The 15,451-nt window shown below is 53.9% G+C and carries 14 protein-coding genes and 1 tRNA gene; 5 read left to right on the top strand and 10 right to left on the bottom strand.

The annotated features are described in order from the left end of the window. Window positions 1-57: 57 nt before the first annotated feature. The 4 genes from ACN0RL_RS06945 to cysP are packed head-to-tail and all read right to left on the bottom strand — an operon-like array spanning window position 58 to window position 3,966. Entirely contained in the window at window positions 58-1,194 is a 1,137-nt protein-coding gene (locus tag ACN0RL_RS06945; RefSeq protein WP_417515083.1) for a sulfate/molybdate ABC transporter ATP-binding protein, read from the bottom strand. Beyond that, window positions 1,194-2,063, bottom strand: coding sequence for a sulfate ABC transporter permease subunit CysW (gene cysW / locus ACN0RL_RS06940; RefSeq protein WP_417515081.1), 870 nt, complete (start codon window positions 2,061-2,063; stop codon window positions 1,194-1,196). Before cysW ends, ACN0RL_RS06945 begins: the two co-directional genes overlap by 1 nt. A 4-nt stretch (window positions 2,064-2,067) precedes the next feature. Next, entirely contained in the window at window positions 2,068-2,949 is an 882-nt protein-coding gene (cysT, locus tag ACN0RL_RS06935) for a sulfate/thiosulfate ABC transporter permease CysT (protein WP_417515079.1), read from the bottom strand. Window positions 2,950-2,952: 3 nt separating this feature from the next. After that, on the bottom strand, window positions 2,953-3,966 hold the full coding sequence (gene cysP, locus ACN0RL_RS06930) for a thiosulfate ABC transporter substrate-binding protein CysP (RefSeq protein WP_417515077.1): 1,014 nt from the start codon (window positions 3,964-3,966) through the stop codon (window positions 2,953-2,955). 194 nt (window positions 3,967-4,160) lie between these two features. Between cysP and ACN0RL_RS06925 the strand changes: the two genes are divergently transcribed. The 3 genes from ACN0RL_RS06925 to ACN0RL_RS06915 all read left to right on the top strand — a co-directional run bounded on the left by ACN0RL_RS06925 (window position 4,161) and on the right by ACN0RL_RS06915 (window position 6,377). After that, window positions 4,161-4,799, top strand: coding sequence for an SDR family oxidoreductase (locus tag ACN0RL_RS06925; RefSeq protein ID WP_417515075.1), 639 nt, complete (start codon window positions 4,161-4,163; stop codon window positions 4,797-4,799). Window positions 4,800-4,906: 107 nt separating this feature from the next. After that, window positions 4,907-5,602 (top strand): VWA domain-containing protein, encoded by a 696-nt coding sequence (locus ACN0RL_RS06920; protein ID WP_417515073.1) that lies wholly within the window; start codon window positions 4,907-4,909, stop codon window positions 5,600-5,602. A 46-nt stretch (window positions 5,603-5,648) separates the two neighbouring features. Continuing rightward, the gene (locus ACN0RL_RS06915) at window positions 5,649-6,377 is read left to right on the top strand and encodes a molecular chaperone DnaJ (RefSeq protein ID WP_417515071.1); all 729 of its coding nucleotides are present in this window, start codon (window positions 5,649-5,651) and stop codon (window positions 6,375-6,377) included. On the opposite strand, the gene ACN0RL_RS06910 is transcribed toward ACN0RL_RS06915, so the two are convergent. After that, on the bottom strand, window positions 6,374-7,459 hold the full coding sequence (locus tag ACN0RL_RS06910) for an alpha/beta hydrolase (RefSeq protein ID WP_417515069.1): 1,086 nt from the start codon (window positions 7,457-7,459) through the stop codon (window positions 6,374-6,376). The two genes, ACN0RL_RS06915 and ACN0RL_RS06910, sit on opposite strands and share 4 nt — an antisense overlap. Before the next feature lie 165 nt (window positions 7,460-7,624). Between ACN0RL_RS06910 and ACN0RL_RS06905 the strand changes: the two genes are divergently transcribed. Continuing rightward, window positions 7,625-8,218: a YceI family protein gene (locus ACN0RL_RS06905; RefSeq protein WP_417515067.1), complete on the top strand. Its 594-nt coding sequence runs from the start codon at window positions 7,625-7,627 to the stop codon at window positions 8,216-8,218. Between the two features lie 79 nt (window positions 8,219-8,297). Here ACN0RL_RS06905 and ACN0RL_RS06900 read toward each other — a convergent pair. Both ACN0RL_RS06900 and ACN0RL_RS06895 read right to left on the bottom strand, forming a co-directional pair. Further along, window positions 8,298-8,374: transfer RNA gene (locus ACN0RL_RS06900), tRNA-Pro, on the bottom strand. 148 nt (window positions 8,375-8,522) lie between these two features. Further along, window positions 8,523-10,166 (bottom strand): FMN-binding glutamate synthase family protein, encoded by a 1,644-nt coding sequence (locus ACN0RL_RS06895; RefSeq protein WP_417515065.1) that lies wholly within the window; start codon window positions 10,164-10,166, stop codon window positions 8,523-8,525. Between the two features lie 270 nt (window positions 10,167-10,436). Here ACN0RL_RS06895 and ACN0RL_RS06890 point away from each other — a divergent pair, with 270 nt between their 5' ends. Beyond that, the gene (locus ACN0RL_RS06890; protein ID WP_417515063.1) at window positions 10,437-12,029 is read left to right on the top strand and encodes a BCCT family transporter; all 1,593 of its coding nucleotides are present in this window, start codon (window positions 10,437-10,439) and stop codon (window positions 12,027-12,029) included. A 95-nt stretch (window positions 12,030-12,124) separates the two neighbouring features. Here the strand turns inward: ACN0RL_RS06890 and ACN0RL_RS06885 are convergent, their stop codons facing one another. Genes ACN0RL_RS06885 through ACN0RL_RS06875 form a run of 3 tightly spaced genes read right to left on the bottom strand, consistent with a single transcriptional unit; the run spans window position 12,125 to window position 15,385 of the window. Beyond that, entirely contained in the window at window positions 12,125-13,072 is a 948-nt protein-coding gene (locus ACN0RL_RS06885) for an alpha-L-glutamate ligase-like protein (RefSeq protein ID WP_417515061.1), read from the bottom strand. A 1-nt stretch (window position 13,073) separates the two neighbouring features. After that, on the bottom strand, window positions 13,074-14,591 hold the full coding sequence (locus ACN0RL_RS06880) for an inactive transglutaminase family protein (protein ID WP_417515059.1): 1,518 nt from the start codon (window positions 14,589-14,591) through the stop codon (window positions 13,074-13,076). After that, window positions 14,591-15,385, bottom strand: a complete 795-nt coding sequence (locus ACN0RL_RS06875) for an ATP-dependent zinc protease (protein WP_417515057.1) — start codon at window positions 15,383-15,385, stop codon at window positions 14,591-14,593. Before ACN0RL_RS06875 ends, ACN0RL_RS06880 begins: the two co-directional genes overlap by 1 nt. Between the last annotated feature and the right edge of the window lie 66 nt (window positions 15,386-15,451).

Raw genomic sequence — 15,451 nt, 5'->3', positions numbered from 1 at the left:
GGGAGTTTGAGCCATGGTAACAGATTGAGCGGTTTCTTCAGCCTGAGGCGCTGGCCTTTAGTTGATCAGGCGAACCCGTGGCGCTGATTCTGCCTCGGCCCAGTTTACGGTTTCTGGCTGCGTATCCTTGCCAGTAAACAGATGTCCGACTTCTGGCACTGCGTAACGCAGATCTCCACGAGTGGGGCGTTGCTGGTTGAACTCCGCGTGGCTGATGCCGACCTCCCAGATGTTATCCGAGCCTTCGCTGTGCCAGCCTTCCGGGCGAAGCTCAATACGCACTTCTGAGCCGATCAGGCTGACGGCTTCGATGCGTAACGGCAGATTTGCATGGGCGGCAGGTGTTGTGGCCAAACGTACTTCGTGTGGGCGCAGATAAAGCTGCGCATTGCCCTGCTGCTGAATACCGGGAACCGTCACCCAGGCGTTGCCCTGGCTCAAACGGCTGTGTTTAACCTCACCGGCCAGCACGTTCACCTGCCCGAGGAAATCGAATACGAAGCGGCTATCGGGGCGTGCATAGAGCTCGGTAGGCTCGTTCACCTGTTCCACATTGCCCTGGCTCATGACCACCACCTGGTCGGACAGTTCCAGTGCTTCTTCCTGATCATGGGTCACGAAAATACTGGTGAAATGGAATTCATCGTGCAGATTACGCAGCCAGCGCCGCAGGTCTTTACGTACCTTGGCGTCCAGCGCACCGAAAGGTTCGTCCAGCAGAAGGATTTTTGGCTGTGTTGCAATGGAGCGGGCAAGGGCCACGCGCTGTTTTTGACCACCGGACAGTTGCGCAGGAAAACGCTGTGCGAGGTGTGGCAACTGGATCATTTCCAGCAACTCACTGACGCGCTTCTGAATCTCCGCCTTGGGCGGGCGCTGTTTACGAGGCAGCGAATCCAGGCCAAACGCGATGTTCTGTGCAACCGTCATGTGGCGGAACAGGGCGTAATGCTGGAACACAAAACCGATATTACGGTCACGCACGTGCAGACCGGTCACATCGTTACCTGAAAAACTGATCCGCCCACTATCGGCAGATTCCAGCCCGGCAATAATACGCAAAAGAGTGGTTTTACCTGAGCCCGAAGGCCCTAGCAGTGCTGTCAGCTTGCCTTCAGGAATATCGAGGGAGACGTTATTCAGCGCCTGATAGGTTCCGAAGCGCTTGTTGATGCTATCAACGGTGATACTCATTATATGGTCTCCTGTGTTTGAAGGCGGTTCAGAACCCGGGCCTGCCGCCATTCCACAAACCCTTTGGCTGCCAACGTAAACACTGCAATGCAAGCCAGCAGTGAAGCGCTGGCAAAAGCGCCAGCAATATTATAATCCTGGTACAGCAGTTCTACGTGCAGGGGAAGCGTGTTGGTTTGCCCACGGATATTCCCGGACACTACCGACACCGCGCCGAATTCACCCACGGCACGGGCGTTGGTGAGCACAACGCCATAAATCAGTGCCCACTTGATGTTAGGTAAAGTGATCGTACGGAATATCCTCCAGCCCGAAGCGCCCAGCACCACACCGGCTTCTTCTTCCTCACTGCCTTGCTGTTGCATGAGGGGGATCAGTTCGCGGGCGACGAACGGGCAGGTTACAAAGACTGTGACCATGACAATGCCGGGCCATGAAAACATCAGCTGTACGTCGTAGTCTGCAAGCCAGCTACCTACCCAGCCATTGCGGCCGTATAGAAGCAGATACAGTAAACCAGCGACAACAGGGGACACCGCAAACGGAATATCGATCAGCGTGATCAGCAACTTGCGACCAGGAAAACGGAAACGCGTGACCAGCCAGGCCAGAGCAGTACCAAAGACCAGGTTAAGCGGCACCGTGAGAGCGGCGACAAACAGAGTTAGCCCAATCGCATGCAAAGTGTATTGGTTCAGCAGGTTGTCGGCCAGAGTGCTCCAGCCAGCACCCAGGGCTTCGACAAAAATGACCAGCAACGGCATTATCAACAAGGCCGCAGTGATGGCTATGGCGGCGCCTATCAGCAGCCATTTTATAACCGGGCTATCGCCGACACGACGGTGCTGGGCTGAATGGGAGGTGCGCATGCAGCTAGCGTCCTTCTATGCGTTTGAGATAGCGGGCCTGCCACAGGGTAATTGCGAAAAGCATCACCAGTGACACCACCAGAATCACCGAGGCAATGGCGCTGGCGGCGGCGTAATCGTATTCCTGCAGGCGAACAAAAATCATAAGGCTGGTTACTTCGCTGACGTAAGGCATGTTGCCGGCGATAAAAATAACTGCACCGAACTCGCCAAGGCTGCGGGTAAAAGACAGAGCCACACCGGTCAGCAGTGCCGGCCACAAAGCCGGAAAAATCACCCGGCGGAACACGTGGCCGTCACTGGCGCCCAGACTGACAGCCGCTTCTTCGTCTTCGGGGGCGAGCTCTTCCAGCACCGGCTGAACCGTGCGCACCACGAAGGGCAGGCTGGTGAATGCCATGGCCACGACGATGCCCACGGGGGTAAAGGCGATTTCAACCCCCAGTTTACTCAGCCACTGACCGTACCAGCCGTTAGCTGCAAACAATGTCGCCAGAGTGATGCCTGCAACTGCTGTGGGCAGTGCGAAGGGCAAATCAACAACTGCATCAATCAGTCTCTTACCGGGAAACTCATAACGCACCAGCACCCATGCCAGAAGCAAACCAAAGGCGCCGTTGAACACAGACGCAGCCAATGCCGCAAGGGCGGTAACCTTGTAGGAGGCGACCACCCTCGGGTCGGTGATCACAAACCAGAACTGGTCAAAGCTCATGGCCGATACTTCCATCACCAGCCCGGTCAATGGCAACATCAAAATCAGGCTGATAAAAAGAAGCGAAATACCGAGGCTCAAACCGAACCCCGGTAGTACCCGCTTGCTGCGGCTTCCGCTTCGCGGCCAGCGCTGAGGAATTACAGCGCTGGCCTGGTTTCCAGTGGACATGAATTACTTCCGACGCTGCAATTGGTCGAGTTTACCGCCACTGGCAAAGTGTTCTTTGGTGGCGTTCTCCCAGCTACCGGCAATGGCATCGATGGGCAGGAGCTTGACCTCTGGAAAGCGATCTGCAGTTTCCTGTTTTACCGTCTCGTTGTGGACCCTGTAGTTGAATCCGGCCAGCAGGCGCTGAGCGTCTTCGCTGTAAAGATGCTCCAGATAGGCTTTTGCCAGATCTTCGGTTTTGTTCTGTTTCACGTACTCGTCAATCCAGGTAACCGGGAATTCAGCCAAAAAGCTTACTTTGGGTGTTACCACTTCATACTCGCCGTTGTCATAACGGTCGGCCAGGTTCAAAACTTCCGATTCAAACGTCAGCAGTACATCACCGATTTCACGCTCGATAAACGTGGTGGTTGCACCGCGCCCACCGCTGTCGAATACCTTCACATGGGCCAGAAAATCCCGCATGAAGTTGTCGATTTTCTGCTGATCATCGCCAAAGCTGTCCTGGGCATAGCCCAGCGCGGCCAGGTAGGAGTAGCGGCCGTTGCCTGAGGTTTTCGGGTTGGGCATAACCAGTGCGACATCTTCTTTAACCAGATCGTCCCAGTTTTCGATGTTTTTCGGATTACCTTTTCGGACCAGAAAGGCCATCGTGGAGTAATATGGGGAACTGTTGTTCGGCAGGCGCTCGGCCCAGTTCTCAGGGATCAGGTTGCCACGGGCGTGCAGAATATCGAGGTCGGTGACCTGGTTAAACGTCGCTACATCGGCCTTCAAGCCCTGGATGATGGCCTGTGCCTGCTTTGAAGAGCCGGCGTGAGACTGGCTGACCGCAACCGTTTCACCGGTTTTCTCTTCCCAGTATTTATTAAAGTGTACGTTGTAAGCAGCGAACAGTTCCCGGGCGATGTCATAAGATGTGTTGAGCAGTTCGCGATCGGCCGATATCGCCGGTTGTGCGAAGAGTGACGCGCTGAGCGCAAGACCGGTAACCAGGCCTTTAAATATACTTGGCATGACATTCCCCTGAAACAGATGTTGTGTTGGCGAGTAATCTATCAAAGCCAATATAAAACTGGAAAGAATATAAAATCATTAATTTCGACATATTAGGAATAAGCGGGTTTGAGTGAGACCGCGGGTTGAATTGAGCGAGTGTCGCACTGATCTATAGTTTGCAGTTATCAGAAACAGCCAATCAGGAGAATCGCATGCATGTTTTCATTGCGGGAGCCAACGGACAGATAGGGCAACACCTGCTGCGGGAAATCGCAGACAGCGATCACGAGGCTCGGGCTATGATCCGGCATCCGGATCAAGGGCCGGAATTGCAGCAACTGGGCGCCACCGAAACCGTGCTCGGTGATCTGGAAAAAGACTGTAGTGAGGCTATGAGAGGCTGCGACGCAGTCATTTTCGCCGCTGGCTCAGGCCCCCATACCGGGCCGGATAAAACCATAGATGTGGATCAGGATGGTGCCATCCGCCTCATTGACAGCGCGAGTGCCATGGGGATAAAGCGCTTTATTATCGTGAGCAGTATGGGCGCCGGACAGCCCGAAAACGGGCCTGAAAAACTCCGCCATTACCTGGCAGCCAAGCACAACGCCGATGAGCATCTGAAAAACAGTGGCCTGAATTACACCATTGTTCGTCTGGGACAGCTGACGAATGATGAGGGTACGGGCAAGGTTGCAGTCAGTGCGAAGCATGAAAGTGTCGGTAAAATCTCACGGCAGGATGTTGCCCGTGTTTTGCTGGCGACGCTGGATGCGAGCACGACCACAAACCAGGTTTTTGAGGTGGTGTCGGGAGACACGCCCATCACTGAGGCACTGGCCAAACTGTAATGTCCACAAGGCCTGGCGGTAACGCGCCGCCGGGCCTGTGAATTGAGTGGCCTTTACCCTAAGCTTGAGTTAATTCATTGGCAGGGCGAGACGGTTTACAAAAGCGTATGTCTGACAAAGAACTCCGTACCAAATCCGATAAGCAGTCTATCGACCAGTTTATCCAGCAGGTTCGCAAGCTGCCCCCGCAAGGTGGTGGGCAGGGCCGGCTGATTTTCGCCCTGGATGCTACGGCTAGTCGCGGTGCTACCTGGGATCAGGCTTGTCACTTGCAGAGCGAGCTTTTCCTGGCGACCAAAGATTTGGGCGGCCTGGCAATTCAGCTCTGCTACTACCGTGGTTTCAGGGAATTCAAAGCCACCGGATTTGTTAACGAGACCGGCCAGCTGCTTAACCTGATGAACGGTGTTTCCTGCCTGGGCGGACATACCCAGATTAGCAGAGTGTTGGCGCATGCAAGGGAAGAGACCCGTGCAAAAGCCGTTAAGGCCGTTGTGTTTATCGGGGATTCTTGTGAAGAACCTGTGGATGAGCTTTGCCATATTGCCGGAGAGCTGGGCATGCTGCGAACTCCGGTGTTTATGTTTCACGAAGGTGTCGATGCCCATGCCAGGGCGGTGTTTCAGCAGGTGAGCAAACTGTCGGGAGGCGCCTATGCCCCCTTCGATCGTAACAGCCCGCAAGTACTTAAGGATCTTATGGCCGCTGTTGCGGTCTATGCTTCCGGGGGAGCCAAGGCCTTGCAGGACTATTCCAGCCGCAGTTCCCCGGAGGTAAAGCGTTTGACTCAACAGATCAGATAGCGCTTGATTCAATCAACCGGTGGGCCAATTGGCCCGGAGTATCCGAGTGCCACTTACGCTTCTGGTTATCGTAGTAGCGGTTGTTGCGTGGGTCTGGCTGCGTAATCAGCCGCCCAGCCAACGAAAACCCGCCATTCTCAAGTTGGCGTTGATTGCCAGCGTTCTGATACTGCTTCTTCTGGCCGTTACCGGTCGCTTGAATATCTTGTTTGCCTTGCTGGTTTTCCTGTTCCCCCTGTTACGTCGCGTGTTGCCGTCGCTGCTGATGGGACGGATGCCAGGCTTGGGGGGGGATGGAGCAAAGGCCAATCCCGGGAACCAATCTCATGTCTCCAGTGACATCCTCGATATGACTCTGGATCACGACTCCGGAAACATGAGTGGGGAAGTGTTGAAGGGGCCTATGGCCGGGCGAGCTCTGGCAGATCTCGGTGAAACTGAATTTATTGGTTTATTGCAGTATTGCCGGGACCACGATGAGGATTCTGCGCGGCTGCTGGAAACCTATCTGGACCGTCGTTTTGGTGATTCCTGGCGTGCTGACGATCCGGCTGACGGCCACAGTGAGAGTGGAGGTGAGCGTGAAAATTCGGGTGGCGGTGGTTCCCTGAGCGAAAGCGAAGCCTTGGATATTCTTGGGCTGGAAGCCGGTGCCAGCCGGGATGAGATCATCCAGGCCCATCGGAGGGTGATGCAGAAAATACACCCGGATCGTGGCGGGAGCAATTATCTGGCCGCCCGGGTAAATGAAGCCAAAGAGCGACTGTTGAGTTAAAGAGCCTGAGAACCGGTTTCCACCCGTTCCAGAAATTTCCCTATGCGATCAAACGCTTCTTCCGCCTCCGGTAACAGTGGCGTGAACAGGTGCCACACGTGAACCATGTCGGGCCAGGTCTCTATTTCTACTGGTGAGCCGGCTGCCTTTGCCTTTGTTGCATATCTTTGAGCGTTTTCCAGTAACAGCTCTGACTCGCTGACGTGAATCAGCGTGGGCGGGAGATTGTGCAAGTTTCCTCGCAAGGGGGACGCTATTGGACTCGTGGGCAATACCCGAAAGCCCATAACCGTTCCCCACCACAACAGTGGCAAAGGTATTCGCGCCAGTTTCTCAATGGTTGGCCCCAGCATGGCATCTGTTTTCAGGTTGGAGCGTTTACCCAGTGATGTGAGCATGAGCTCGGTAGAAGGCGACAGGGCAATAGCGGCATTGGGTGGTTTCAGCCCCTGGTCTCTTACCCAGGCAATAAGCCCCAGAGTGTGACTGCCGCCGGCGGAGTCTCCGGCGACCACCACAAAATCAGCGGCGTCCATACCGTCCGGGCCGTTCTCGAGTATCCAGCGGTAGGCCTCCTGACAGTCAATAATGCCGTCCAGATAGCGGTTTTCTGGCATTAGCCGGTAATCAATGGCGAATACACAGGCCTTCGCCAATCTCGATAAACGGTCAGTGATTGCGCGGTGGCTTTTGGGGCTGCCGGCGATCCAGGAGCCACCGTGAATGTAGAGAATCCGGCGGTTGGGGTGCGATTCTGGTGCAATTACCCACTCCCCCTTTGGGGCACCGCTATCCGAGGGGCGGATTTTCGACACGAATGTCAGGTCGTCATTCATGGTATCCATATAGTGCCGCAGGGCCCTGATTCGAGCCCGGCCACGAACGCCGTCAGTTGCAGTATGCATGCCTTTAATCTTCTCCAGCACGTGCTGGCGGGCTTCGGTTTGTTGTTGGAGGCTGGTCGCTTCTTCTTTGTGTTCTGCCCCGTGTTTCCGGCGCAGGAAAAACACCACCAAAGCCACCAGCGAGACCATTATCAGTCCAAACCACATCATGGCGAACCAGGCGATTCCGAAAATCATATGCAACCCTCGCGTTGTTTGGGGCGGCTCATTGATGAGCTGTAATGCAGGTACAGGGAAACTGGGCTACTGTATTAAACATCACGGTTAAGTTTGTTTCTCAATTAAATCTTCGTGCGGCTTTCGCCGATGTTCAGATTAGCAATGCAAACCGGAGATGACGTCATGATAAAAAAATGTATTTTACTCAGTTTTTTGGTGGCAGGGCTTGGCCTGATGTCTCTGAGTGCCCATGCTGGCTGGACGCTCGACTCGGAGAGATCCTCATTGCACTTCGTATCAATCAAGAATGGCACAACGGCCGAGGTACATAGCTTTGCGGAGCTGAAAGGAACGGTTGGTGACGATGGAAAGGTGAGTTTGGATGTTCATCTGGACAGTGTTGATACCAATATTGCGATCCGCGACGAGCGCATGCGTGAGATGCTGTTTGAAACTGAAAAAATGCCAACGGCAACAGTAACGGCCCAGATTGATGTCGCGTCTGTCCTGCAAATGTCGGAAGGTTCGGTTGGAAGCAAAGATATCCGCTTGACGCTGTCTCTGCATGGTCAGGAGCAGGGTTTCGACACTGCAATGAAAATCATCAAACTGGCGAATGGCGGCGTTGCCGTTAGCACAGAACAACCGTTACTGGTTGAAGCAAAGACCTTTGGCATGGCTGAAGGTGTTGATGCTCTGCGCGAAATTGCTGGGCTGTCGTCTATTGCCGTCGCCGTCCCGGTGACAGTTAATCTGGTGTTCCAGGTTGCGGACTAAAAAAGAGATGTTTAACGGGAAGATTCGGGCCAGAAAAGAAAAAGGGCACACCCGAAGATGTGCCCTGAATCGTTGAATATGGTCGGGACGGTAGGATTTGAACCTACGACCCCTTGCACCCCATGCAAGTGCGCTACCAAGCTGCGCTACGCCCCGATTCGCTAATTACTACCATTTCAAAGCGTTGCTCTGATGGTGGGTGCCATAGAGACTTAAAGAGGAATCTCAGTGGCTTAGCGGGAGCGAAGTCTACACCAGCCGAAATCAAAAATAAACAGGCTTTGCAGGTTTCGCTCTCATATTCCTAACGAAGTTTGGTTTCTCTCAACTGCTGGACGAACTCTGGTGGATCAAAGCTGTCCGGCTTGGATTCCGCCCAGTATTTATCGAAGACCGCGAGGCCGGTTTTGCCCTCAAGCAGGGAGCCGGGTGCCAGAAAGGGGAACAGATCCAGGTAGGCGTGCACCTCGGTCTTCGAAACGCGGCGCACGATGTGTTCAGGGCCGAGTTCCGAGGGGTGGCGCAGGCCGGAGGCTTCCAGAAGGTTTTGCAGAGCATCCAGGGTATTTTTGTGGAAGTTGTATACCCTTTGGCTTTTATCTTCTACGTCCAGTTTACTGCTTCTTCTGGGATCCTGAGTCGCAATTCCGCTGGGGCAGCGGCCAGTGTGACAATTCAGTGCCTGAATGCAGCCCAGCGAGAACATGTATCCTCGCGCTGAATTGCACCAGTCGGCCCCCAGAGCCAGCGTGCGCGCAATGTTGAAGGCTGAGGTTATTTTCCCGGCCGCACCGATGGCGATGTCTTCCCTGAGATTGGTGCCCACCAGCGTGTTGTGGACCAGTAACAACGCTTCTGTCATCGGTGTGCCGATACGGTTGATGAACTCCAGTGGCGCTGCACCTGTGCCGCCTTCGCCGCCGTCAACAACGATAAAGTCAGGTTTGCGGCCGGTTTCAAGCATTGCTTTCACTATGGCAAACCACTCCCAGGGGTGGCCGATAGCCAGCTTAAAGCCCACCGGTTTGCCTCCAGACAGCTCGCGAAGCTGGTCCATAAACTCAAGCATTTCAATCGGCGTTGAAAAGGCGGAATGCTGGGCGGGAGATACGCAGTCTTCGCCTACGGATACGCCACGGGCTTCGGCAATTTCCGGTGTTACTTTTGCGCCGGGGAGAATGCCACCATGGCCGGGTTTTGCCCCCTGAGATAGTTTGACCTCTATCATTTTTACCTGGTCAAGCGTGGCGTTTTTCGCAAACTGCTCCGGGCTGAATGTCCCGTCTTTATTTCTGCAGCCAAAGTAGCCTGAGCCGATTTCCCACACAAGGTCGCCACCGGGTTTTTTGTGGTAGCGGGAGATAGAGCCTTCGCCCGTATCGTGATAGAAGTTACCTGTTTTTGCGCCAGTGTTCAGGCTAAGGATGGCGTTGGCGGAAAGTGAGCCAAAGCTCATGGCAGAAATGTTGAAAACGCTTGCGCTGTAGGGCTTTTCGCAGCGCGAGCCGATCTGAACACGAAAGTTGCTGTCCGGGATTGTTGTTGGCTTGAGGGAGTGGTTTATCCACTCGAACCCTTCTTCATACATTCCCAGCTGGGAGCCAAAGGGACGTTTGTCCAGAATGTTTTTCGCACGCTGGTAAATGATGGTGCGTTGTTCCCTGGAGAAGGGTCGCTCTTCTGTATCAGACTGAATGAAATACTGTCGGATCTCAGGCCCCACGGATTCAAACAGGTAACGGAAGTGCACCATGATTGGATAGTTTCTGCTAACCGTGTGCTTTTTTTGCAGCACGTCGTAGGTGCCAAGAACGACCAGCGCGCCGAATATGGCCGCGAACAGATAGCTCGCCTCGAAATAGGGGGTCAGGGCCAGCGATACAAGAAAGCCTGCAATGCTGATGGCATAAGCTGAGTAGCGCATCGGGAAAGTGGTTGTTTTTTCCATGAATATGTCGCCTGGCTCCGTGGATTCTTTGGATGGGTTGCTTCATTTTATTGCAGCCTAGTATAGCCATACGGCGCTCGACGTGTATTCGATTCACGAGGCTTTTCGCTGATGGCTTGCCGGCTCTGGTCTATGCTGAATGAGGGCATGCCCGAAAGTGACTGTTTTGATGTTTTGAGTTCAAAATATTAATATGGCGCGCCTGTACTGTTCGAATCCAGATTTTTAAACGTATCTGGTACTCAATTCAGAACCAGGAGGCGCCAAAACGTGGGCGACGTAGTTAAAGACGAATATCAAACGGATTACGTAGCCGGCCAGGACAATATCAATCCGTTCGGGCTGGATCTGCATGCTCCGGTATTTCCAATCACCGCGATACTGGTGGTTATTTTTGTTATGGGAACGCTGATGTTCCCGGAAGCCGCAAAGGAGCTGCTGGACGGCACCAAGCTGGATATCATTGCGACTTTTGACTGGTTCTTTCTTCTAAGCGCCAACATCTTTGTTATCGTGTGTATTGCATTGATTTTCATGCCAGTGGGCAAGATTCGCCTGGGTGGAATGGATGCCAAACCTGAGTTCACAACCATTTCCTGGTTTGCGATGCTTTTTGCGGCCGGCATGGGTATAGGCCTGATGTTCTGGGCCGTTGCCGAGCCGGTGGCCTATTACACGGGTTGGTTCGAGACTCCGTTTGCCGTAGCCCCCAATTCACCTGAAGCCCGTGATCTTGCCATGGGCGCCACCATGTATCATTGGGGCCTGCACCCCTGGGCGGTTTACTCTATTGTCGCTCTGTCACTGGCATTCTTTTCGTTCAATAAAGGCATGCCGCTGACCATTCGTTCTGCCTTTTTCCCTTTGCTGAAGGACAAAGTGTGGGGCTGGCCTGGTCACGTTATTGATATTCTGGCGGTTGTTGCCACAATTTTTGGTCTCGCAACCTCTCTTGGTTTTGGCGCGCAACAAGCGGCTTCTGGCTTGAATTACCTGTTCGATACCGGTTCTGGTATTAACGTACAGATGGCTATCATTGTTGGTGTTACGGCCGTTGCGCTTATGTCTGTGCTCCGGGGCCTTGACGGCGGGGTGAAGATACTGAGTAATCTCAACATGTCATTGGCAGGCATCTTGTTGTTTTTCATAATTTTTGCCGGTCCGACCATGAGTATTCTGGAAACGCTGTGGGTGACGACATCCAGCTATGTAGCCAACGTTGTTTCTTTCAGCAATCCGTTTGGTCGGGATGACGAAGCCTGGATGCGTGGTTGGACCGTATTCTACTGGGCCTGGTGGATTTCCTGGTCGCCGTTCGTAGGTATGTTTATCGCACGGGTGTCCAAAGGCCGGACTGTTCGCGAGTTCGTAACGGCGGTACTGATTATTCCGACTGTGATTACATCCATCTGGATGAGTTCATTTGGTGGTGCGGCGCTTGAGCAGATTGACCAGGGCATTGGTGCGCTTGCCGAAAACGGTATCACTGAGGTTTCTCTGGCCACGTTCCAGATGTTCGCAAACCTGCCCTTTACCGGCATTCTGTCATTCATCGGCATTGTATTGGTGCTCGTGTTCTTTATAACCTCTTCGGATTCCGGCTCTCTGGTTATCGACAGCATAACCGCCGGTGGTAAAACGGACGCGCCTACAGCACAACGGGTGTTCTGGGTGGTTATGGAAGGCGCGATTGCCGCCGCGTTGATCTTTGGCGGTGGTGCTGATGCCCTGGGTGCTATCCAGGCCACGGCAGTCAGTGCGGGCTTGCCGTTCACGGCGATTCTGCTGATCATGACCTGGGGTCTGTTAAAAGGGCTGACTCATGAGCGTAAGTTGCTGATCGCCAGAGGCGAAATGACGTAAGCAATGAAGCATAAAAAACCGGGGCCGATGCCCCGGTTTTTTATGCTTATCATTTAAGACATCAGAATACTTAGTCTGCATCCAGTGGTTTTAGCTCAGAGGCTAGCGAAGGTTTCCATCGCGTAGTTTGCTCGTTCTCTGGGGGTAAAGTGAGGGCGCTTCAGACTTTCCACAGCTCTTAACCTCGGTAAGAGTCCACGTCCGTTGGCCATCTGGATGGCAAGCCCCGGCCGTGCGTTGAGCTCGAGTAGCAGCGGGCCCTGATGGGCATCTACAACAAGATCTACGCCCATATAACCCAGGCCAGTTGCCTCGTAGCAGCGAGATGCCATTTCAAGCATTTCTTCCCAGTCATCAATATCGATGTTTTCCAGGGCCAGGCCAGTATCCGGGTGAAGCTTGATTGGCCGGTTGAACTGCACCGCGTTGAGACTTTTACCCGTGCCAATATCAAGGCCTACACCCACAGCACCCTGATGCAGGTTCGCTTTACCATCCGATGCAGTGGTTGCAAGCCGCAGCATAGCCATAACCGGGTAGCCCTGAAACACGACTATCCGAATATCAGGAACACCTTGATGCGAATAGCGAGCTAATGATGGTGCGGACTCTACCAGGTCTTCTACGATGGCGACGTCTGGTGTTCCCGCCAGAGAATAAAGCCCTGCAAGAATATTGGTCAGGTGCCGCTCCAGCACAGGTGCGCCAATACGGGCCCCTGAAGCTTTTACAAAGTAATCGTCATCCCGGCCGGTGACTACGGTAATGCCTTTGCCGCCAGAACCCTTTGCAGGCTTGATGGCAAATCCCGCAAGCCCTTCGGCCATTTCCCTGAAATGGGAAATTTCATGTTGTTGCTTCACCACCTGCAGAAGCTTTGGCGTTTTCACACCATACTCGGCAACGACCAGTTTCGTTTTGAGCTTATTGTCGACCAACGGATAGGACGAGCGCTCATTATAGCGGGCGATGTAGTCTACATTGCGCCGGTTCATATTCAACATGCCCAGCCGGTTCAGTGCGCGCGGAGAGATCCAGTCCATATCAGTCGTAGACCTTCATTGGCGTGAAACGTCTGAGCTCGCTGAGTTTATAGCCTGTGTACTGACCCATCAGAAGAATCAGCCCCAGAATTGCAAAGTGCAGCTCCGGGAAATTGAACGTCAGGTGGCCCGCCAAGGGGGCGCTCATAAGCAAATAGGCGCAAATGGCGACAAACAGGCTGCCGGACCCCTGCACCAGGACTTCCTGGCCGCCTTCTTCCTCCCAGAGGATGGACATACGCTCAATCGTCCAGGCGATGATGACCATCGGGAAGAAGGTTACTGTCATGCCTGTATTGAAGCCCATCTGATAACCAAAAATACTCAGGCCTGCGGTAATAAAAATGACCAGAATGATCAGCGCAGAGATGCGGGATACCAGCAGAAGGTTCAGGCTTGAAAGGTATCCGCGCATCGCCAGGCCAATGGATACTACTGAAAGGAAAGCAACAAGGCCGGGTATCAATGTAGTTTGAACGAATGCAACGGCAATCAGTACCGGCATGAAGGTGCCGGACGTGCGGATGCCTACCACAATGCGCATGAACGCAACCACCAGCGCCCCGAGTGGCAGCAGAAGGAGCATGCGGAACATACTTTGCTCTTCAATCGGCAGTTCATAGAAGCTCAGAAAGCCCAGGCCATTTCCATCGGATTGCATGGCGGCCAACTGCAGGGCTGGCACGGTTTGCCTGAGCATGGAAAAGCTGATTTCGGAGTTGTCCCCTCCGACCACATCCAGAAGCGACTCGGAACCCTGGCGCCAGAGCAGAATATCTTCCGGAACGCCCTGAGCGGCCGTTTTCGGGTTAAGCGTGAGCCAGCGCTCGCCGTTGTAGATCTGCAGGAACGGTATTAATTGCTGCCGTCTGCGGGCATCCTCGAGCTTCAGGCCATCCGCTGTTCGGGCCGGGATGCCGGAGTGATTGAGCATGTCGACCAACAACTGAAGGTAGTTCTCCTCTGCGACGAGCAGAGTTGTATTCTGAACGCGAGTATCGGGCTGCATAAGCCGAATCAGTTCCCGCGTCATGCTTTCAGGTGTACTTGAACGTGCCTCTGCCTGAGCCAGAACCTCTCTGACGGCTGTGGCCTGAGGCTCTTCCCAGAAAAGCCTTTGGGTTCTTGGCCGTTGGGAAGGTGGCGTAGGTTCCGCACCCGGGTCGGGTATGAACTGCGCTTTGAAATACAGGGTTTGCGGACCTGATACATCCCGCTTTGTCCATTCTGCGCGCCGGCTGCCGGATTTATCAATAATCGAGAAACCATAACCAGGTGAGGCAGCCTGTTCTGTGAGAATCCGGAACCCGGGAGGCTGCTCCGGAACGTTCAGGCTTGCCACAACGGAATCGTTTGCCCCATCGAAATCAACCCTGGCTTCTATCATCCAGACCGGGCGCTGCTCTCCTGTGAGCCAGGGGATTCCAAGTTCTATGTGCCGCCATACGGCGAGTGAAATACCTGCAGAAATCAGCAGGAAGACGGCGATGTAAAACGGTAAGCGGCGGGGGCTAGTCACTATTGTTTCCCGTTGTCGGTACGGATTGATTCCGGTAGCTCTGTCGCATACTCCTTGCCTACGTCAATCAGCATCACATCACGGAGCACGTTGCGGCCGATAAGCGCTTGATACGTAAGATTGCTTCGATCTGCGAGCGTGAATTCTGCAACTTGTTGGTGATCGCCTATCGAGAATTGAAGCTCAACGACGACGCGTCGCTCAGCTTCGTCGGCACTTGCCTGAATTACTTTTACGCGGCGGGAGATTTCTTTTTCCAGGGTTACGAAGTCTTTGGTGCCGGGTACAGGAACATCAAAGCGAACCCAGTTACTGCCGTCGCGCTCGAAGCGGGTAATGTTGCGCGCGTCGATTGAAGAGGTCTCGGCTCCGCTGTCAATGCGTGCTTTGTAAATCAGCCCCGGGCCTGCCAGATAAAAGTTCTCAACCTCGCCAACCACTACTTTTCCTTTGAGTCGGTCGGCCCGGCCTTTTGTATTATCAGCGGCGGGGCAGGCTTTCTGCGCCTGGACGGGAGGGCAGGAAGGTTTCGCAACCTGAGTTGAGATTGCCTCCAGAACCTTCTGTGTGGCGGCTTCGCTATGCTCTAAAAGCTTGTCATGACGAACGGTTGCGTTTTTCTCCATGGTCACCAGAGTGGCGCGCTGGCTTTGAACCGAGGCGTTCATATCACTCAGGTCGGATTTGGGAACCATAAAGTACCTGTCTGCAGAGCATCCCGTCAGCAGAACAGTGCCTGCAACAACCAGAACGGAGAGCGTCGACAGACCAGCTCGCAATCGTTTAGAACACATGAAAAACCCCTGAGCCGGTTACCGGTCACACCCGGAATAAAGTAAGCGTGACGGTTTGAAAGTGTA

It is taken from the genome of Marinobacter sp. (genome assembly GCF_048259445.1).
Lineage (GTDB): Bacteria > Pseudomonadota > Gammaproteobacteria > Pseudomonadales > Oleiphilaceae > Marinobacter.
Note: the sequence above shows the minus strand (reverse complement) of the source record. Positions and strands in the feature narration are given on the sequence as shown.